This is a genomic window from Kitasatospora sp. NPDC004614, assembly GCF_042873675.1.
Lineage (GTDB): Bacteria > Actinomycetota > Actinomycetes > Streptomycetales > Streptomycetaceae > Kitasatospora.
The window spans coordinates 192582-211958 of the sequence record NZ_JBIALR010000002.1 but is presented as its reverse complement, the minus strand read 5'-3'; the positions used below and the strand labels follow the sequence as shown (position 1 = coordinate 211958).

Annotated in this window: 16 protein-coding genes and 1 pseudogene; 8 read left to right on the top strand and 9 right to left on the bottom strand. The window is 71.9% G+C overall.

Features of this window, described 5'->3' with window-relative positions; all coding sequences use genetic code 11:
• Positions 1 to 26 precede the first annotated feature (26 nt).
• The 6 genes from murJ to trxA all read left to right on the top strand — a co-directional run bounded on the left by murJ (position 27) and on the right by trxA (position 8126).
• Complete coding sequence (murJ, locus tag ACFYST_RS06415; RefSeq protein ID WP_387860419.1) at positions 27 to 2384, top strand: murein biosynthesis integral membrane protein MurJ; 2358 nt, start codon at positions 27 to 29, stop codon at positions 2382 to 2384.
• Positions 2385 to 2675: 291 nt separating this feature from the next.
• Positions 2676 to 4739, top strand: a complete 2064-nt coding sequence (locus ACFYST_RS06410) for a serine/threonine protein kinase (RefSeq protein ID WP_387860416.1) — start codon at positions 2676 to 2678, stop codon at positions 4737 to 4739.
• A 110-nt stretch (positions 4740 to 4849) separates the two neighbouring features.
• The gene (sigM, locus tag ACFYST_RS06405) at positions 4850 to 5659 is read left to right on the top strand and encodes an RNA polymerase sigma factor SigM (protein WP_387860414.1); all 810 of its coding nucleotides are present in this window, start codon (positions 4850 to 4852) and stop codon (positions 5657 to 5659) included.
• Entirely contained in the window at positions 5656 to 6561 is a 906-nt protein-coding gene (locus ACFYST_RS06400) for an anti-sigma factor family protein (protein WP_387860411.1), read from the top strand. Before sigM ends, ACFYST_RS06400 begins: the two co-directional genes overlap by 4 nt.
• A gap of 153 nt (positions 6562 to 6714) precedes the next feature.
• A complete protein-coding gene (gene trxB, locus ACFYST_RS06395; RefSeq protein WP_387860409.1) occupies positions 6715 to 7680 on the top strand; it encodes a thioredoxin-disulfide reductase in 966 nt (321 codons plus the stop codon).
• Positions 7681 to 7799: 119 nt separating this feature from the next.
• Positions 7800 to 8126 carry a thioredoxin gene (gene trxA, locus ACFYST_RS06390; RefSeq protein WP_380480255.1) on the top strand — a complete coding sequence of 109 codons (327 nt, stop codon included), beginning with the start codon at positions 7800 to 7802 and terminating at the stop codon, positions 8124 to 8126.
• A gap of 216 nt (positions 8127 to 8342) precedes the next feature.
• On the opposite strand, the gene ACFYST_RS06385 is transcribed toward trxA, so the two are convergent.
• The 9 genes and pseudogenes from ACFYST_RS06385 to rpmH all read right to left on the bottom strand — a co-directional run bounded on the left by ACFYST_RS06385 (position 8343) and on the right by rpmH (position 14892).
• Positions 8343 to 8960: a GNAT family N-acetyltransferase gene (locus tag ACFYST_RS06385; protein WP_387860406.1), complete on the bottom strand. Its 618-nt coding sequence runs from the start codon at positions 8958 to 8960 to the stop codon at positions 8343 to 8345.
• A 118-nt stretch (positions 8961 to 9078) separates the two neighbouring features.
• The gene (locus tag ACFYST_RS06380) at positions 9079 to 10131 is read right to left on the bottom strand and encodes a ParB/RepB/Spo0J family partition protein (protein ID WP_387639809.1); all 1053 of its coding nucleotides are present in this window, start codon (positions 10129 to 10131) and stop codon (positions 9079 to 9081) included.
• Positions 10128 to 11179: pseudogene (locus ACFYST_RS06375) on the bottom strand (ParA family protein). Before ACFYST_RS06375 ends, ACFYST_RS06380 begins: the two are co-directional and overlap by 4 nt.
• Before the next feature lie 175 nt (positions 11180 to 11354).
• A complete protein-coding gene (rsmG, locus tag ACFYST_RS06370) occupies positions 11355 to 12134 on the bottom strand; it encodes a 16S rRNA (guanine(527)-N(7))-methyltransferase RsmG (protein ID WP_387640716.1) in 780 nt (259 codons plus the stop codon).
• Between the two features lie 139 nt (positions 12135 to 12273).
• Positions 12274 to 12795, bottom strand: a complete 522-nt coding sequence (locus ACFYST_RS06365) for a protein jag (RefSeq protein ID WP_387639812.1) — start codon at positions 12793 to 12795, stop codon at positions 12274 to 12276.
• 57 nt (positions 12796 to 12852) lie between these two features.
• Positions 12853 to 13992: a membrane protein insertase YidC gene (gene yidC / locus ACFYST_RS06360; RefSeq protein ID WP_387860404.1), complete on the bottom strand. Its 1140-nt coding sequence runs from the start codon at positions 13990 to 13992 to the stop codon at positions 12853 to 12855.
• A gap of 3 nt (positions 13993 to 13995) precedes the next feature.
• Positions 13996 to 14310: a membrane protein insertion efficiency factor YidD gene (gene yidD / locus ACFYST_RS06355; protein ID WP_387639816.1), complete on the bottom strand. Its 315-nt coding sequence runs from the start codon at positions 14308 to 14310 to the stop codon at positions 13996 to 13998.
• A complete protein-coding gene (gene rnpA / locus ACFYST_RS06350; protein WP_387639818.1) occupies positions 14307 to 14735 on the bottom strand; it encodes a ribonuclease P protein component in 429 nt (142 codons plus the stop codon). Before rnpA ends, yidD begins: the two co-directional genes overlap by 4 nt.
• Positions 14736 to 14754: 19 nt before the next feature.
• Complete coding sequence (gene rpmH, locus ACFYST_RS06345; RefSeq protein WP_387639821.1) at positions 14755 to 14892, bottom strand: 50S ribosomal protein L34; 138 nt, start codon at positions 14890 to 14892, stop codon at positions 14755 to 14757.
• A 427-nt stretch (positions 14893 to 15319) separates the two neighbouring features.
• On the opposite strand from rpmH, the gene dnaA reads away from it, so the two are divergent.
• Both dnaA and dnaN read left to right on the top strand, forming a co-directional pair.
• Positions 15320 to 17164, top strand: a complete 1845-nt coding sequence (gene dnaA / locus ACFYST_RS06340) for a chromosomal replication initiator protein DnaA (RefSeq protein WP_387860402.1) — start codon at positions 15320 to 15322, stop codon at positions 17162 to 17164.
• A 1065-nt stretch (positions 17165 to 18229) separates the two neighbouring features.
• Positions 18230 to 19360 (top strand): DNA polymerase III subunit beta, encoded by a 1131-nt coding sequence (gene dnaN / locus ACFYST_RS06335; protein WP_387639826.1) that lies wholly within the window; start codon positions 18230 to 18232, stop codon positions 19358 to 19360.
• The last annotated feature ends 17 nt before the right edge of the window (positions 19361 to 19377 follow it).

The window sequence follows — 19377 nt, the reverse complement described above, 5'->3', positions numbered from 1 at the left end:
CCCCCTCTCTGACGTGGATTGGTGGCATGAACGAGCGGAGCGAGCGAGCAACCCAGGACCAGGGCGGAGGTGGGCCCGAGGACCGCGCGGGCGGTCCACGGTCCGCCGCCGCCCCCGCCGACCCCACCGCCGACTGGTACGTCGCCGACACCTACGCCCGTGACCCGTACGCCGCCGAGGCGTACGGGGGCACGGACCCGTACGGCGAGGTCGACCTGCAGGACGCCGCGGGCGCCCAGGACACCCCGAAGGCCACGGCGGCGGTGCCCGGCCAGCCGAGCCGCGAGTCCGAGGCCACCCTGCAGCTGACCGCGCCGGCGCCGCGCTGGGCGTCGATCGCCGCCGAGGTGGCCGCGGAGGCCGCCGAGCCGGCCGGGTCGCGCCGGGACACCGGGACCGCCGAGTACGTCGGCGTGGAGACCCTGCTGTCGGCGCCCGAAGAGGCACCGGCGCCGGCACCGGAACCCGCGCAGGCCGTGACGATGGCCACGGACGTCGACGCGCCGGGCGACCCCGAGCCCGCCCCGGCCCCCGAGCCGGTCCCCGCGGGGGGCGAGCGCCACCCGTACGTGCCGCCGATCGAGTTCGACCCGCCGCTGTCCGAGGAGGAGGCGGTGATGCGGGCCGACGCGGCCGTGCTGGAGGCCAACGCCGCCGCTGCCGCGCCGCCCGAGCCCACCGCCCCGCCGGCCCCGCCGGCCCCGACCGCCCCGCCCGAGCCGGTCGTCGACGGTGCCGGCAGCAAGGTCGCCGGGCTGCTGAACTCCAGCGCCATCATGGCGGCCGGCACCCTGGTCTCCCGCGGCACCGGCTTCCTGCGCACCATGGTGATCGCCGCCGCGATCGGCGTGGCCTCGATGGGCGACTCGTACAACGCCGCCAACACCCTGCCCACCCTGCTGTACATCCTGATCGGCGGCGGCGCGCTGAACGCGGTGTTCGTCCCGCAGCTGGTGCGCAGCATGAAGAACGACGAGGACGGCGGCACCGCCTACGCGAACCGGCTGCTCACCCTGGTGGTGACCGGCCTGGCGGGCGTGGTGTTCGTGGCGGTGCTGGCCGCGCCGGTGCTGGTGCAGCTGATCTCGCACGCGCTGATGCGCGACCAGCAGAGCGCCGACACCACGGTCGCGCTGGCCCGGTACTGCCTGCCGACCATCTTCTTCATGGGCGTGCACGTGGTGATGGGCCAGATCCTCAACGCCCGCGGCCGGTTCGGCGCGATGATGTGGACGCCGGTCCTGAACAACCTCGTGGTGATCTTCACCTTCGCGATGTACATCGGCGTGTACGGCACCTTCCAGCACACCGGGGTCACCCCGCAGGCCATCTCCCCCGAGGGCGTCCGGCTGCTCGGCATCGGCACCATGCTCGGCCTGGCCGTGCAGGCGCTGTCGATGATCCCGTACCTGCGCTCGGCGGGCTTCTCGTTCCGGCCGCGCTTCGACTGGCGCGGGCACGGCCTGGGCAAGGCGGCCCGGCTGGCCAAGTGGACCTTCCTGTTCGTGCTGGCCAACCAGGCGGGCTTCCTGGTGGTGACGCAGCTGGCCACCGCGTCCGGCAAGGCCGCCGAGCACGACGGCCACCTCGGCGTCGGCCTGGCCGCGTACTCCAACGCGCTGCTGATCTGGCAGCTGCCGATGGCCGTGATCACCGTGTCGGTGATGAGCGCGGTGCTCCCCCGGCTGTCCCGGGCGGCCGCCGACCAGGACGCCGGGGCGGTCCGCGACGACCTCTCCTACGGCCTGCGCACCTCGGCGGTGGCGATCGTCCCGGCGGCGTTCCTGTTCCTGTCGCTGGGCCCGGTGATCGGCTCCTCGATCTACGGCCTGGGCAACGGCGGCGCGGCCGCGCAGGGCACCACCGCGGTCGGCTACATGCTCTCCGCGTTCGCCCTCGGCCTGATCCCGTACTCGGTGCAGTACGTGCTGCTGCGCGGCTTCTACGCGTACGAGGACACCCGCACCCCGTTCTCCAACACCGTCTGGGTGGCGCTCACCCAGGCCGGCACCGCGGTGCTGTGCTGGCTGGTGCTGCCCGCGCAGTGGGCGGTGACCGGCATGGCGCTGGGCTACGGCCTGTCCTACGCGGTGGGCGTGTTCGTCGCGGTGCCGAAGCTGAAGGCGCGGATCGGCGGCCTGGACACCGCCCGGATCACCAAGACCTACGTCCGGCTGGCGATCGCCTCGCTGCCCGCCGCCGTGGTCGGCCTGGCGATCGAGCTGTTCGCGCTGCGGGTGCTGGACGGCTGGCTCGGCAACGTGCTGACGCTGCTGGCGGCGGCCGTCGTCCAGGTCGCGGTGTTCCTGCTGCTGGCCCGCCGGATGCGCATCGAGGAGCTCAACGCGCTCACCGGAATGGTCCGCCGGCGGCTCGGCCGCTGACCCGGAACACCGGTCACAGGTTGACGGCACGTCACCCGGAGTGCTGACGATCCGTCGACGACCCAGTCCGCCTACGGTGGGCCGGAGTCGGGGTACGCCCCCGATTCCGGCCCATTCGTCTGCCGTTCGCACGGAAGTGGGCGAGTGGGCAACCTCCAGGCACTCTCAGCGGTCGTACAGGGGGGCCGGGAGTGGGCACAATTGACCTTGCAGCACGGACGTCCACTCCGGCAGCGGCTCGTCGACCGTCCCGGCTTGGCCCGGGACGACACAAGGGGAGGCAGGACCACGGTGGCTGACGGCACCAAGGCGATCGTCGACACGTCCGAGACGGACGGGGCGGCGACCGAGGCCGCGCCCGGAACCTCGCAGCGCGACACCGGATCCGACCGCGGCCCCACCGCGAAAGGCTCCGCCGCCCGCGCGGTGAAGAGCACCGCGAACGGCTCCCCGAAGGACGCCGCGAAGAGCACCCCCCAGGACGCGTCGAAGGACGGGGCGAACGGCTCGGCGAAGTCCCGGGTGAAGGACACCGCGGCCACCCCCCTGCGGCCCGCCCTCACCGCACCCGCCGCCGAGGCCGGAAGCGACGAACCGCAGCAGCCGCTCGCCGAGGCCACCGCCCCGCTCTCCGCGCAGGAGATCGACGCCGAGCTGGCCGCCCAGGGCGCCGCCCGCACCGAACGCCCCTCCCGCAGCCGCGGCGTGCGCCGCCCGCTGCCCCCGGTCGAGCCGTCCGAGCCCGCCCCGGCCACCAGCACCGAGACCCTGGACGCCGACACCGCCACCCTGCCCACCGTGCTGCCCGCCCCGCAGCGACACAGCGGCGACAAGATCGGCGGCCGCTACCGGCTGGAGGAGTGCATCTCCGAGTCGGACACCTTCACCAGCTGGCGCGCCGTCGACGAGAAGCTCCGCCGCGCCGTCGGCGTCCACCTGCTCTCGGCCGGCCACCGCCGCGCCAAGTCGGTGCTCACCGCCGCCCGCAGCGCCGCCCTGCTCGGCGACCCGCGCTTCGTCCAGGTGCTGGACGCGGTGCAGGAGGGCGAGCTGGTGTACGTGGTCCGCGAGTGGCTGCCCGGCGCCCGCGACCTGGCCGAACTGCTGGCCGACGGCCCCCTCGAGCCCTACGACGCCTACCAGATGGTCCGCCAGGTCACCGACGCCATCGCCGCCGCCCACCAGCGCGGCCAGGCGCACCTGCGGCTCACCCCCAAGTGCGTGCTGCGCACCGACGGCGGCCAGTACCGGATCAACGGCATCGCGGTGGACGCCGCCCTGCGCGGCCTGCCCACCGAGGACGCCGAACTGACCGACGTCCGTGCGATCGGCGCACTGCTGTACGCCGCGCTCACCCACCGCTGGCCCTACCCGGAGGACCGCTACGACCTCCAGGGGCTCCCCAAGGACCTCGGTTGCGTACCCCCGGACCAGGTCCGGGCCGGCGTCCACAAGGGCCTGGCGGAGCTCGCCGCCCGGATCCTGTGCGAGCAGCCGCCGCAGCACAAGGCGCCGATCACCACCCCCGCCGAACTGGCCGCGGCCATCGCCGAGCTGCCCAAGATCCGCCCGCCGGAGCAGCCCGCCCCGCCCGCGCTGCGCGCCCTGCCCACCTCCCGGCCGCGCTACTCCCCCGCCGCGCCCACCCAGGCGATCCCCACCACCGCACCCGCCCCCGCACCGGCCCCCGCTCCGGCCCCGGTCGCCCCCCGGCCCGCTCCGCGCCGCCGTCGCGGCCTGCGCCGGGTACTCAAGTGGACCGCCTCGCTGCTGGCCCTGTCCGCCGTCACGGTCGGCTCCTGGCAGGCCGTGGAGTACGTCAACAAGAAGGACAACGGCACCACCAGCCACAGTTCGCCCGCCCCCACCCCGAGCGGCAGCGCCCCCGCCGCCACCGGCGCGAAGCTCGCCATCAGCTCGATCGTCCCGTTCAACGCGTACGGCGACAACAAGGACGAGCACACCAGCGAGGTCCCGAACGCCACCGACGGCAACCCGTCGACCGCCTGGACCACCCAGCGCTACAACGACCAGCTCGGCGACTGGCGGCCCGGCACCGGCCTGCTGATCGACCTCGGCTCGCCCCACCCCGTCAGCTCGGTGGACGTCCAATTCATCGGCTCCACCAAGGTCGAACTGCGGGCCGCCCCGACCGGCGCCACCACCGCGCCGACCGCCGACGACAACGGCTTCAAGACCCTCAGCCAGATCGCCACCGGCTCCGGCAACAAGGTCAGCCTGAAGCCCACCGCCCCGGTCAACACCCGGTACCTGCTGGTCTGGCTCACCAACCTGCCCACCGGCGACGACGGCGGCTACCGCGGCAAGATCGCCGAGATCCAGGTCAACGGATAGCCCCGACCGGCAGCCGGAACCCCGGCACCTCTTGATCCGCCCCGCCGGATCCCCAACGATGGTGACCCACGGCCGCCGGAGCGGACGGCCGGACCGCGAGGAGGGGGCGGATGGCCGAGGAGCCCACCGACGCCGAACTGCTCGCCCGGCACACGGCGGGCGATCCGGACGCCTTCGGGGTACTGGTACACCGCCACCGCGACCGGCTGTGGGCCGTCGCGGTGCGCACCCTCGGCGACCGCGAGGAGGCCGCGGACGCACTCCAGGACGCTCTGGTCTCCGCGTTCCGCGCCGCGGCCGGCTTCCAGGGCCGCTCGGCGGTCACCACCTGGCTGCACCGGATCGTGGTCAACGCCTGCCTGGACCGCGCCCGCCGCGGCGCCGTCCGCCGGGCCGAGTCGCTCGACCAGCACCCCGGCGGCCCGCCGGAGGCCGCGCTCGGCACCAGCGAGGGCGCCGAGAGCCACGCGGTGCGCTCCGAGACCCGGCGCGAGGTCGCCGACGCGCTGGCCGCGCTGCCCGCCGACCAGCGGGCCGCCCTGGTGCTGGTCGACATGCAGGGCTACCCGGTCGCCGAGGCCGCCGAGGTGCTCGGCGTCCCGGTCGGCACCGTCAAGAGCCGCTGCGCCCGCGGCCGGGCCCGGCTGCTGCCGCTGCTGCGCCACCTCGGCCCGGGCGGTGTTCCACGTGAAACCGATACTGCCCAGGTTCCACGTGGAACCGCCGCCGCCCGCGTTCCGCAGGAGACCGATCCGGCCCGTGTTCCACGTGGAACAGTCCTCGCCCCAGGCCCCCGGGAGGCCCCCGGTGTTCCACGTGGAACACCGCCCGCGCCCCGAGCCGGGAACCCGAACCGGCCCGCCCCCGTCCCACCAACGGATCCCGCCACCGCGCTGGAAGGAGATGCGACCCCGCGATGACGCCGCACCCGCCTTCCGAGCACCCCGATCTGGACGTGCTGGCCGACCTGGCCGAGGAGCTGCTCCCGCCCGAGCAGGCCGAGCCGCTCCACCACCACCTGGCCGGCTGCCCGTCCTGCGCCGAGGACTACGCCGCGCTCCGCGGCCTCCCGGAGCTGCTGGCGGACACCCCCGCCCCGCCAATGCCGCAGGACGTCGCCGACCGGCTGACCGCGGCGCTGGCCGCCGAGTCCGCCGCGCGCACCGAGACCCACCCCGAGGACCGGACCGAGGCCCGCACCAACGACCGTCCGGAGCGCCCCGCCGCAGGCCCGTCCGGCCCGCCCCGCACCGGGGGGCCCGCCGGGTCCCCGCGCGCCGCGAACGGCCCCGGCCGCCGCGAGCGCCGCCGCCGTCGCGCCCTGAGCCTGCTGCTCGCCACCGCCGCCGTGGCCGTGGTGGCCACCGTGGGCGGGGTGCTGCTCAACCGGAACGCACCGAGCAGCACGGTGGCCACGGCCACCGGCGGCAAGGCCGTGCCCCAGCCGACGGCCGCCGACGCCTCGCGCCCCAAGCCGAACGTCGCCGGCAGCGACGGCCCGAACCTCACCGCAGGCAGCGGCGGCCCGGACTTCACCGCCGACCAGCTCCCGGCCCAGATCCACGCACTGCTGGCCACCAAACCCGTCGCGGGCCTCTCCCCGGCCGACGCCGGCAACGGCCCCGCGGCCTGCGCCCTGAGCGCGGCCGGGCACCCGGGCGAACCGCCGCTGACCGCCGGAACGGGCAGCTACCAGGGCCGGCCGGTGCTGGCCCTGGTGTTCCGCCCGCCGGGCGGCAGCGGGCCGCTGGACGTCTACCTGGCCACCCCGGACTGCCCCGGTTCGACGATCCTGCTGCACAGCACCGTCCCGGCCCCCTGATTCCTCACCGTTCCACGCCGCCCACTCCCGGACCGTGGGTGGTTGGTGCGGTCGGGCCTGGGAATGCGGGAGACTGGTAAGTCGTTGTCCGGGGCGGCGGAGCGACCGCCCTCCCCCGCGCAAGCGGGACGCCCATGCGAACCAGGAGATGCAGTGAGCGACGTCCGTAACGTGATCATCATCGGTTCCGGCCCGTCCGGATACACCGCTGCGCTGTACACCGCGCGTGCCTCCCTCCGGCCGCTGGTGTTCGAGGGCGCGGTCACGGCCGGCGGCGCGCTGATGAACACCACCGAGGTGGAGAACTTCCCGGGCTTCCGCGACGGCATCATGGGCCCCGAGCTGATGGACAACATGCGCGCGCAGGCCGAGCGCTTCGGCGCCGAGCTGGTCCCGGACGACGTCATCGCCGTCGACCTCACGGGCGACATCAAGACCGTCACCGACTCCGAGGGCACCGTGCACCGCGCCCGCGCCGTGATCGTCACCACCGGCTCGCAGCACCGCAAGCTCGGCCTGCCGAACGAGGACAAGCTCTCCGGCCGCGGCGTCTCCTGGTGCGCGACCTGCGACGGCTTCTTCTTCCGCGACCAGGACATCGCGGTGGTCGGCGGTGGCGACACCGCCCTCGAGGAGGCGACCTTCCTGTCCCGCTTCGCCCGCAGCGTCACGGTCGTCCACCGCCGCAACACCCTGCGCGCCTCCAAGGCGATGCAGGAGCGCGCCTTCGCCGACCCGAAGATCACCTTCGCCTGGGACAGCGCGGTCGAGGAGATCCACGGCGACCCGAAGCTGACCGGCCTGACCCTCCGGGACACCAACACCGGTGACCTGCGCGAGCTCCCGGTCACCGGCCTGTTCATCGCGATCGGCCACGACCCGCGCACCGACCTGTTCAAGGGCCAGCTCGACCTCGACGCCGAGGGCTACCTCAAGGTCGAAGCCCCCTCCACCCGCACCAACATCCCCGGCGTCTTCGCCGCAGGCGACGTGGTCGACCACACCTACCGCCAGGCGATCACCGCCGCCGGCACCGGCTGCTCCGCCGCGCTGGACGCCGAGCGCTACCTCGCCGCGCTGACCGACGCCGAGGCCGAGACCGCGGCCGTCGCGGTCTGACACCACACCGGGCCGAGCAGCCCTCCGGCCGGGGGCGGCGACCGTTTCCTCCCCGAAACAGAACCGCCCCCGCCGTTGTTATCCCTCTCGCATCTCTCCTCCGACCCCAAGGAGTTCCCGTGGCCGGCGCCACCAAGGAAGTAACCGACGCCACCTTCGCGGCCGAGGTCCTCAAGAGCGACAAGCCCGTCCTGGTCGACTTCTGGGCCACCTGGTGCGGCCCGTGCCGCCAGATCGCCCCGGTCCTGGAGGACATCGCGGCCGAGCACGGCGACAAGCTGTCCGTCGTCAAGCTCGACGTGGATGCCAACCAGGAGACCGCCGCGGCCTACAACGTGATCTCCATCCCGACGCTGAACGTCTACAAGGGCGGCGAGCTGGTGAAGACCATCACCGGTGCCCGCCCGAAGGCCGCGCTGCTGCGCGAGCTGGCCGAGTACCTGTAAGTCCGTTCCGGACGGCCGTCGCCGAGGCGGCCCGCGCGGGGAACCCCCGTACGGGCCGCCTCGGCGTTTCCGTGGCCCCACGAGCCGTCGCAAGCCACCGCAAAGCTCCACGAGGCTTCGTCAGGAAGCCCTGAGAGCACGGCGGCCCGCTCCGCGCCGACCGGCCCGGAGCGGAGAACGCGTCCCGCAAACTCCCTCAGGCACCCTCAGCCACCCTCAGAACGGCCGCAGCGCCGGTTCCTTGCGCCGCCCGCCGAGCAGCCGCTCCAGCGCGCCCTCCATGTCACCCTTCCAGGACAGCGTGGAACGCGCCTCCAACCGCAGCCGCGGATACCGGTGGTGCGGCCGGACGGTCTTGAAGCCGACCGCCAGCAGGTACTCGGCGGGCAGCACGCAGCTGGGGATCTCACTGCCCTGTGCGCCGAACGCCTCGATCGCCCGGAAGCCGCGCCGGATCAGGTCCTTGGCCACCGTCTGCACCAACACCCGCCCCAGGCCCTGTCCCTGAAACTCCGGCAGCACCCGGGCGACCATCAGCTGCACCGCGTCCGGGGAGATCGGGCTGGTCGGGAACGACTGCCCGCGCGGCACGTACGCGGGCGGGGCGTAGAGCACAAACCCGGCCGGCCGGTCGTCCACGTAGGCGACTCTGCCGCAGGATCCCCAGTCCAGCAGTACCGCGGAGATCCAGCCCTCCTTCTCCAACTCGCCCTTGCCGCCGTCCTGCGCGGCCCGTCCGCTGACCGGATCGAGCTCCCAGAACACGCAGGAGCGGCAGGTGTTCGGCAGCTCCGAGAGGTTGTCCAGTGTCAGCGGAACGACCCTTCGCCCCACGCCCGTACCTCCTCCTCCACGCGGAAACCGGCCCTGGAGTCCAGTCTGCTCCGAGCGACGAAACGGGTGCACGTTTCACGTGAAACATGCACCCGTTGTTCGCCGTTCGGGCTCACCGTCAGGACAGCTGCAGCCCCTGCTCGCCCGGCGCGAGGCTGTCCAGGATCCGGTTCAGGTCCTCGACCGAGGCGAACTCCAGCACCACCTTGCCCTTGCCGATCCGGCCGTCACGCTGCGAGGCCTCGACCTTGACCCGGGTCTCGAAGCGGTCCGAGAGCCGGTCCGACAGCTCGGTGAAGGCCGGCGAAACCGTCCGGCCCACCCGCGGACCGGCCTTCTTCGCCTTCGGGGTCTCACCGGCCATCAGCCCGGCGATCTCCTCGGTGGCCCGCACCGTCAGCAGCTCGGCCACCACCCGCTCGGCCAACAGCTCCTGGCCCGCCCCGTCCGGCACCATCAGGATCGCCTTGGCGTGCCCGGCGGTGACCGTCCCGGCCGCGACCTTCAGCTGCACCGCGACCGGCAGCTTCATCAGCCGCAGCGTGTTGGACACGTGCGAGCGGGACTTGCCGACCCGCCCGGCCAACTGGTCGTGCGTGCAGGCGAAGTCGCGCAGCAGCTGGTCGTACGCGGCAGCCTCCTCCAGCGCGTTCAGCTCGGCCCGGTGCAGGTTCTCCAGCAGCGCGTCCAGCAGCAGCTTGTCGTCCTCGGTGGCCCGGACGATCGCCGGGATCACCTCCAGGCCGGCCTCACGGGAGGCCCGCCAGCGGCGCTCACCCATGATCAGTTCATAGCGCTCCGGGCCGGTCTGACGGACCACCACGGGCTGCAGCAGGCCGACCTCCTTGATCGAGGCGACCAGTTCGGCGAGCTTCTCCTCGTCGAACACCTCGCGCGGCTGGCGCGGGTTGGGGCTGATCGAATCCAGCGGCAGCTCGGCGAACCGGGCCCCGTTCACCGGCGCCAGCGCCTGCTCCAGCACACTGCGGCGCTGGTCCCCGGCCAGCTCCCGCAGACTCTCCGCGGCGGCCTTGGCCGCCACCGTGCCGCGATCGGTGGGAACCACCGGCGCCAGCGGGGCGGCCGGTGCGGCCGCTCCCCCGGCCGCCGCCGGGGTCGCCGGAATCAGCGCCCCCAGACCCCTGCCCAGACCCCTGCGCGTGCCACTCACCGCATGCCCTCCATCGAACTGTGCTGTGCCGTCGACGCGGACGGCTCCGCGCCATTGCGAGGCGGAACGACCTCCGCACCCGCCCGGTGGCGCCCCACCGTCGTCTTCGCGACCTCGGCCCGCAGCGCCAGCTCGCGCCCCGCCTCCAGGTAGGAGAGCGCGCCACTGGAACCGGGGTCGTAGGTGAGCACGGTCTGCCCGTAGCTCGGGGCCTCGGAGATGCGCACCGATCGCGGGATGGCGGTGGCCAGCACCTCCTTCTCGAAGTGCGTCCGCACCTCCTCGGCGACCTGCGCGGCCAGCCTGGTCCGGGCGTCGTACATGGTCAGCAGGATGGTCGACACGTGCAGCATCGGGTTCAGGTGCGCCCGCACCAGCTCCACGTTCTTCAGCAGCTGGCCCAGTCCCTCCAGCGCGTAGTACTCGCACTGGATCGGGATCAGCACCTCCTGGCCGGCCACCATGGCGTTGACGGTCAGCAGCCCGAGCGAGGGCGGACAGTCGATCAGCACGTAGTCCAGCGGCTGCTCGTAGGCGGCGATGGCCCGCTGCAGCCGGCTCTCCCGGGCCACCAGCGAGACCAGTTCGATCTCCGCGCCGGCCAGGTCGATGGTGGCCGGGCAGCAGAACAGCCCCTCGACGTCCACCACCGGCTGCACCACGTCGGCCAGCGGCTTGCCCTCCACCAGCACGTCGTAGATCGACGGCACTTCGGCGTGGTGGTCGATGCCCAGGGCGGTCGAGGCGTTGCCCTGCGGATCGAGGTCGATGACCAGCACCCGCAGGCCGTGCATGGCGAGCGAGGCGGCCAGGTTGACGGTGGTGGTGGTCTTGCCGACCCCACCCTTCTGGTTGGCGACCACCATGACCCGGGTGGCGGCGGGTCGGGGAAGCCCCTCCCCGGCGTACCCGGTGACGGGAACGACGGCGTGCGCGGCACGTGCGACGGGGGTTTCATCCACCTGATCGACGATCTCCGACTCCTGCATGGGGGCCAGTGTTTCACGTGAAACCGGAGCCGCGACAGTCACTGCCGGGGCCCGTTCACGGGTCCGGTTCAGCTCCTGATCAAGTACGCCGGTCAGCAGGAAGCGACGTTTCACGTGGAACACGATGCCCGGAATGTCGGTATCCGGCGGCCCGACACTCCGGGGTGCCGACAAGCCGACGGGGCGGGTGACCCGATCGCCACCCGCCCCGCAACTTCACCGCGTCCAACCGGGTCAGCGCCGCCCGCGGCCACTGCCGCCACGCCGGCCGGCGCCCTCGGCGCCCTTGCCGCCGCGACCGGCCCGGGCCGCCTTGGCCCGCCGGGTGGCCGCCTTGACGCCGCCGGGGCTCTCGCCGGCCTCCACCCGGACCACCCGGGTCTGGGTCTCCAGCACGCCCTCGCCGACGCCGATCACCGACCACTTCACCGCGCCGAGCCGGGTCAGTGCCGCCCGCGAGTCGGTCAGCTCCTGCTCCGCGGTGTCGCCCTTCAGCGCCAGCATCTGCCCGTAGGGCCGCAGCAGCGGCATGCCCCATCCGGCCAGCCGGTCCAGCGGAGCCACCGCACGGGCGGTCACCACGTCCACGGCCAGCTTGCCGATCATCTCCTCGGCCCGGCCGCGCAACACGGTGACGTTCTCCAGACCGAGCTCACGGACCACCTCCTCCAGGAAGGTGGTGCGCCGCAGCAGCGGCTCCAGCAGCGTCACCGAGACGTCCGGGCGGGCCAGCGCCACCGGGATGCCGGGCAGCCCGGCACCCGAGCCGACGTCGCACAGCGAGACCTCGTTGGGCAGCAACTCGCCCAGCACCGCGCAGTTGAGCACGTGCCGGTCCCACAGCCGGGGCACCTCACGCGGACCGATCAGGCCGCGCTGCACGCCGGCGGTCGCCAACAGCTCGGTGTAGCGCACGGCCAGTGGCAGCCGATCGCCGAAGATCCGTCCCGCTGCCGCCGGCGCTTCGGCCAGCCCCTCCAGCGGCGCCTCAGGCTCCGTGCCGTCCCTGTCCATCTCTGCCTCTCCGCTCACCGTCGAATCCACCCACCCGTCCTGCACTGTTCCACGTGAAACATCAGTCCACCGCAAAGGCAACGACCCCGCCCGCGAGAGGCGGGCGGGGTCGGACGCCGTTCCGACGGCACCACCGGCATCAGGCCGGCAGTACGACCACACAACGCTGGGGCTCCTCGCCCTCCGACTCGCTGCGCAGCCCCGCGGCTGCCACCGCGTCGTGCACCACCTTGCGCTCGAACGGGGTCATCGGCTGCAGCTTGACCTGCTCGCCGGTGCGCTTGACCCGCTCGGCCGCGTCCGCGCCCAGCTCCGCGAGCTCGGCCCGCTTGCGCGCCCGGAAGCCCGCGACATCCAGCATCAGTCGGCTGCGCTCACCGGTCTCCCGGTGCACGGCCAGCCGGGTCAGCTCCTGGAGCGCCTCCAGCACCTCGCCGTCCTGGCCCACCAGCCGCTGCAGCGTCCGGTCGTCGCCCTCGCCGACGATGGAGACCAGCGCCCGGTCCCCCTCGACGTCCATGTCGATGTCGCCGTCCAGGTCCGCGATGTCCAGCAGACCCTCCAGGTAGTCGGCGGCGATGTCACCCTCGCGTTCCAGACGCGTGAGGGCGCTCTCACCGGCCGGCGCGGTCTCGACGGCGGAGGTGGTGCCATCGGTCACAGGTGGACTCCTTCAGCAATGAGGCCCTCGGATGGGGGCCGGGAACGAGGGTCGGGACTACTTCTTCTTCGGCCGCGGGGTCTGGCCGCCGCGCTTCGGCTGCTGGCGCTGACCCTGCCGGTCGGCCGGCTTCGCCCCGCCCGCCTTCGTACCGGGCTGCTCGGCCTCGGTCGGCTCGGCGCTCGCCTCGTCGCCCGCCGGGCCCTGCTCCTCCGCGGCGTGCGCCTGGTGGGCCGCCGTCGCCTGGCGCTGGGCCTTGCTCTGCTTGCGCGGCTGCTGCCGGCGCACCTGCACGCTCTCCTCGGCCACCGCCTGGGCCTGGGCCTCGGCGCTCTTGGAACCGGTCAGCGTGGCCAGCACACCGCCGGCCTTCTTGACCGAGCCGTCCGGGTTGAGCCGGCCCTGCTTCTTCAGACGGGCCTGCCGCTCGTCCCACGCCCGGCTGCCCGGCGTCGGGTTGTTGCGGATGACGACCAGCTGCTGGCCCATCGACCAGACGTTGGTGGTGAGCCAGTAGACCAGCACACCGACCGGGAAGTTGATACCCATCACGGCGAACATGACCGGGAAGACGTACATCAGCATCTTCTGCTGCTGCATGAACGGCGTCTTGACCGACAGGTCCACGTTCTTGGTCATCAGCTGGCGCTGCGTGATGAACTGCGACAGCGACATCAGCACGATCATGACCGCACAGACGATCTGCACCTGGATGCTGTCCGCGCCGACGAACTTCGCCGACAGCGGGGCACCGAAGATGTGCGCGTGCTTGGCGCTCTCCAGCAGGCTCTGGTCGATGACGCCGATCGGCTTGTCGTTGGCGACCGAGGCCAGCACACCGTAGAGGGCGGTGAAGAACGGCGCCTGCACGAGGATCGGAAGGCACGAGGAGAACGGGTTGGTACCCGCCTCCTTGTACAGCTTCATCATCTCTTCGGACTGGCGCTGCTTGTCGTTCTTGTAGCGCTCCTGGATGGCCTTCATCTTCGGCTGGATCGCCTGCATGGCCCGGGTCGCCTTGATCTGCTTCACGAAAAGCGGGATCAGGCAGATCCGGATGACGACCACCATCATCACGATGGACAGGCCCCAAGCCCAGCCGCCGTCAGGATCGAAGACGTGGCTGAACAGCGAGTGGAACTGGACGATGATCCAGGACACCGCGTAGTAGAGGGGACTCAGAAAACCGAAGGTCACCGGTCAGACTCCTTGGACATCGGGCTTCGCCACCGGCTCCGGCTCGGCGGTCCCGCTCGTGGGGGTCATCAGATTGCGCAGCCGGCGGTGCCACACCGGATGCTTTCGCGGCGGAACATGGTCGACCCCACCGGGAGACCAGGGATTGCAGCGCAGGATGCGCCAAGCGGTCAGCCCGCTTCCCTTGATCGCCCCATGGACGCGCACCGCCTCGTACCCGTAGCGGGAGCACGAGGGGTAGTAACGGCACACCGGGCCGAGCAGTGGACTGATCGTCCACTGGTAGAGCCTGATCAGGCCCATCAGCAGGTACTTCATCGCCCTGTTCCCGTCGGGGCACTGCCGGCCGGATCCGACCTGATCAGGCGGCGCAGCGCCGCGTCCAGGTCGTGCCCGAGTTCTTCGTACGAGGCCGCCGCCGCAGCGGGCAACGCCCGTACCACTATCAGGCTACCTTCGGGCACCCGGGACAGACGCTCGCGGACCAGGTGACGCAGCCGACGCTTCACCACGTTGCGGACCACGGCCGGACCCACGGCCTTGCTCACGACGAAACCCGCACGCGCCGAAGGAAGCCCCTCGGCGACGTGCGGGCGGGAGTCGCTGTTCCGGTCGGCGCCCTCATCAGGTGCCACCTCTCTGTGGAGGTGGACCACCAGCAGGGGCCGACCGGCGCGGCGACCGCGTTTCACCGCGGTCGCGAAGTCCTGGCGCCGCCGCAGCCGATTCTCGGTGGGCAGCACTGCAGACCCTTGGCGCGGATCAGGCGGACAGGGCGCTGCGGCCCTTGTTGCGACGCGCGGCCAGGATGGCGCGGCCGGCGCGGGTACGCATACGCAGCCGGAAGCCGTGGGTCTTGGCGCGACGACGGTTGTTCGGCTGGAAGGTGCGCTTGCTCACTCGGGGGCTCCTGGGGTGAATCGTAGGATGACGGGAGGTCGCTTGGCCGTCACCGTGCGTCCGCGCGATCTCCCCTTGCACTGGGAAATCCGGTCCCGGGGCCCAGATCTGCTGGACCGGGACCACCACGGCGCCCGTGCTGCGCGCGTCATGGAAGCGGGTGGACCCGCGGACATGCGGCAGCGGCCATCGACAACTCGACCTGGTTACGGTACGCGGCGGCGGGTCCGAGGGTCAAACCAGGTGGGTGTCGGCCCGTTGCCCACAGCCTGTGGACAACGACTTGAATCAGCTCTGCGCGCTGACTACCGTTGCAGGACTTGTCTCTTTTGTTCTGTGCTCGCGGCCGCCTTCGCGCCGCGCCCACCCCAACCACTCCCGACCTTGACTGACTGCCCCTGCCCGGGGAACGAGAAAGCGTGTACCAGTGGCTGATGTCAACAGCGATCTCGTCCTGATGTGGTCGAGGGTCGTCGAGCGACTGGTCAGCGACAGCGATGTCGTGGAGAAGGACAAGAACTGGGTCCGTCGCACCCAGCCGATGTGGATGATGCACGACACCGCCCTGCTCGCGGCGCCCAACGAGTTCGCCAAGCAGGTGCTGGAGGGCCGGCTGCTGCCGCAGCTGACCGAGGCCATCTCGCACGAATTCGGCCGGCAGGTGCGGATCGCCGTCATGGTGGACGCCAACGCCGCCCCGCCCGCCGAGCAGGAGCCCGAGCCGGAGCCCGAGGACGGCGCGGAGTGGCCGCACCCGCGGTCCGAGCACGGCTACCCGTCCGAGCAGGGCTACCCGTCGGAGCAGGGCTATCAGCAGGCCGAACAGGGCTACCAGCCGCAGCCGGGCGCCTGGCCGGGCCGCCCCGGCGGCGACGACTACCAGCGCCCGTCCTACCCGCAGGGCTACCCTGCGGCCGAGCCCTACGGGGCCCCGCCGCAGGACCCGTACCGGGAGCAGCCCGACCCGAACGGCGGGAGCTGGGAGCCGCAGGCGGCGCCCGAGCGGCGCCCGGAGCCGGCCCCGCGGCGGACCAGCCGTCCGGGCCCGGACTCGGCGCAGGGCGACCTGTTCGGCGGCGCGCTGGGTTCCCCGGACGAGGACCGGCCGCGGCACGGCGGCTCCCGGCGGGGCGCGCCCCGTCCGTCCGACCGGCCGGCCCCGGTGGAGCGGCGACCCGCTCCCGGCGTCCCGGCCCCGCCCGGCGCTCCCCCGGCCGGCGGCTCCCGCAAGGACGAGCCGAACGCCCGGCTGAACCCCAAGTACCTGTTCGACACTTTCGTGATCGGCGCCAGCAACCGCTTCGCGCACGCCGCGGCGGTGGCGGTCGCCGAGGCCCCGGCCAAGGCGTACAACCCGCTGTTCATCTACGGCGAGTCCGGTCTCGGCAAGACCCACCTGCTGCACGCCATCGGGCACTACTCGCGCAGCCTGTTCCCGGGCACCCGGGTGCGGTACGTGAGCTCCGAGGAATTCACCAACGAGTTCATCAACTCGATCCGGGACGGCAAGGCGGACGCGTTCCGCAAGCGCTACCGGGACATCGACATCCTGCTGGTCGACGACATCCAGTTCCTGGCCAGCAAGGAGTCGACGCAGGAGGAGTTCTTCCACACGTTCAACACGCTGCACAACGCCAACAAGCAGATCGTGCTCTCCTCGGACCGGCCGCCCAAGCAGCTGATCACGCTGGAGGACCGGCTGCGCAACCGGTTCGAGTGGGGCCTGATCACCGACGTCACGCCGCCGGAGCTGGAGACCCGGATCGCGATCCTGCGCAAGAAGGCGATCCAGGAGCAACTCAACGCTCCCGCCGACGTGTTGGAGTTCATCGCGTCCCGGATCACCCGCAACATCCGGGAGTTGGAGGGCGCGCTGATCCGGGTCACCGCGTTCGCCAACCTGAACCGGGCGCCGGTGGACCTGGAGTTGGCCGGGATCGTCCTGAAGGACCTGATCCCGGGCGGCGCCGAGGACGCCGGGCCGGAGATCACCGCGCAGGTGATCATGCAGCAGACCGCCGCGTACTTCGGGCTGGGCGTGGAGGACCTGTGCGGATCCTCGCGCAGCCGGGTGCTGGTGACGGCCCGTCAGATCGCCATGTACCTGTGCCGGGAGCTGACCGACCTGTCGCTGCCGAAGATCGGCGCGCAGTTCGGCGGCCGGGACCACACCACGGTGATGCACGCGGACCGGAAGATCCGCTCGCTGATGGCCGAGCGGCGGTCCATCTACAACCAGGTCACCGAGCTGACCAACCGCATCAAGAGCTAGCCGCAGGGCGGCAGTTGACGCATCCGAAGGGGAGTCGGGCCGAGTCGGCCGGGCTCCCCTTCGGCGTGCCCGCAGCGGGCCGCAGACGGGCCGCAGACGGGCCGGAAACAGGTCGAAGACGGGCTGGTGGACAGGCCGGGGACAGGCCGGAGACGGGCCGCCCGGGCGAATCCGGGCGATCCGTGGGTGTGGAACGGCCGGCAGCGGGGCAGGAATCGACTCAGTGGCCCCGGGCGGCCGATCCGCCGCCCACCCGAACATCAGCGCAGCAATTCGAACGGTTCGGGTGCGTACTGGAGTTGTCCACAGGAACGGGTGGGATTTCCCCGTCCACAGGCTCCACCGGCCCGAGTTATCCAGAGGTTCCTCCACAGGCGGATCACGGCTACGCTCTTCGGCGCAGGTCAGACCCCTGTGGACTTGTGCACAACAGTTATCCACAGCCTGTGGAGAACTGAGGAGTCGTCAGGGTGTCCTCAGCGTCGTCCACAGGTCGTCCACAGGAGATGGGGAGTTATCCCCAGGTTTTCCACAGCGGCGTCCACAGTTCGACAACATCAACTCCCTTGTCAGGCCTGGGTGTGAAAGGCGTCACGTGATGTTGATCGAAGCCCGTGGATAACCCGGGCAATTTCTGTGGATGAACCTGGGGATAACCTGTGGATACTGACAGTGCCCTGTGGATTACGCTCCGCTGTCCACAGCAGGCCTAGGTTGTCCACATCGGCCGTCCACAAGACCTGTGGACAAAAAATCGGCTCTGACCTGCGAAAACGGGGTTATCCACGGTATCCACAGGCCCTACTACTACTGCTACACCTAGAGACCTCGAGACTTGATCAACAGTGGGGGTGGCCCGAATCTGTGGACAACCGCGCCCCGACATCTGTTCGGCTTGCTTCCGCCCATCTGCCCCGACTGTCGGCCGAGTACGTCAGACTGTCCTTCGGCACCTGGAAGCCGAGCGGAGCGAGTCCGGTCGGCGGGGAGCCGGAAGACGATCAACAGCGCCGGTCGGCGATACGGGCCGACGGCGCGGCGACAGCAGCCAGGAGGCGGTTACCGGTGAAGTTCCGGGTGGAGCGTGATGTCCTCGCGGAGGCGGTGGCCTGGGCCGCCCGCAGCCTCCCCGCGCGGCCGCCGGTGCCGGTGCTGGCCGGCCTGCTGCTGACGGCGCAGGAGGGCAAGCTGGCGCTGTCCGGCTTCGACTACGAGGTCTCGGCCCGGGTCGAGCTGGAGGCGGACGTCGAGGAGGCCGGCACCGTCCTGGTGTCCGGTCGCCTGCTCAACGACATCTCGCGCAACCTGCCGAACCGCCCGGTGGAGATCTCCACCGACGGCATGCGGGTCAGCGTGGTCTGCGGAAGCTCGCGGTTCACCCTGCCGACGCTGCCGGTCGACGAGTACCCGGCGCTGCCGCAGATGCCGACCGCCACCGGCACCGTCCCGGGCGACGTGTTCGCCTCGGCGGTCAGCCAGGCCGCGGTCGCCGCCGGCCGTGACGACACCCTCCCGGTGCTGACCGGCGTCCGGGTCGAGATCAACGGCAGCGGGATCACCCTGGCCGCCACCGACCGGTACCGGTTCGCCGTCCGCGAGCTGCTGTGGAAGCCCGAGCAGGACGACATCAACGCCGTCGCGCTCGTCCCGGCCAAGACCCTGCAGGACATCGCCAAGTCGCTGGGCAGCGGCGACCACGTGTCGATCGCGCTGTCCACGGGCGGTGCCGGCGAGGGCCTGATCGGCTTCGAGGGCGCCGGCCGGCGGACCACCACCCGCCTGCTGGAGGGCGAGTTCCCGAAGTTCCGGTCGATCTTCCCGACCGAGTTCTCGGCGGTTGCCGCGGTGCAGACCCAGCCGTTCCTGGAGGCGCTCAAGCGCGTCTCGCTGGTGGCCGAGCGCAACACCCCGGTCCGGCTGAACTTCGAGCAGGGCGTGCTGACCCTGGAGGCCGGCTCGGGCGACGACGCCCAGGCCTCCGAGCGGGTCGAGGCGGACCTCGAGGGCGACGACATCTCGATCGCGTTCAACCCCGGCTACCTGGAGGAGGGGCTCAAGGCGATCGACGCCGCGTACGCGCAGCTGAGCTTCACCACCCCGACCAAGCCGGCCCTGCTCACCGGCAAGCCCGCGGTGGACGCGGAGCCCGACGAGGCCTACCAGTACCTGATCATGCCGGTCCGCCTCTCCGGCTGACCGAGCCCGGATCACCA

What these genes read in the sequence shown, in the direction of transcription:
- rsmG (WP_387640716.1), bottom strand. Translation starts at nt 12,134, where the DNA reads ATGGACAGGGACGGCACGGAGCCTGAGGCGCCGCTGGAGGGGCTGGCC.
- sigM (WP_387860414.1), top strand. Translation starts at nt 4,850, where the DNA reads ATGGCCGAGGAGCCCACCGACGCCGAACTGCTCGCCCGGCACACGGCG.
- murJ (WP_387860419.1), top strand. Translation starts at nt 27, where the DNA reads ATGAACGAGCGGAGCGAGCGAGCAACCCAGGACCAGGGCGGAGGTGGG.
- yidD (WP_387639816.1), bottom strand. Translation starts at nt 14,310, where the DNA reads ATGAAGTACCTGCTGATGGGCCTGATCAGGCTCTACCAGTGGACGATC.
- ACFYST_RS06400 (WP_387860411.1), top strand. Translation starts at nt 5,656, where the DNA reads ATGACGCCGCACCCGCCTTCCGAGCACCCCGATCTGGACGTGCTGGCC.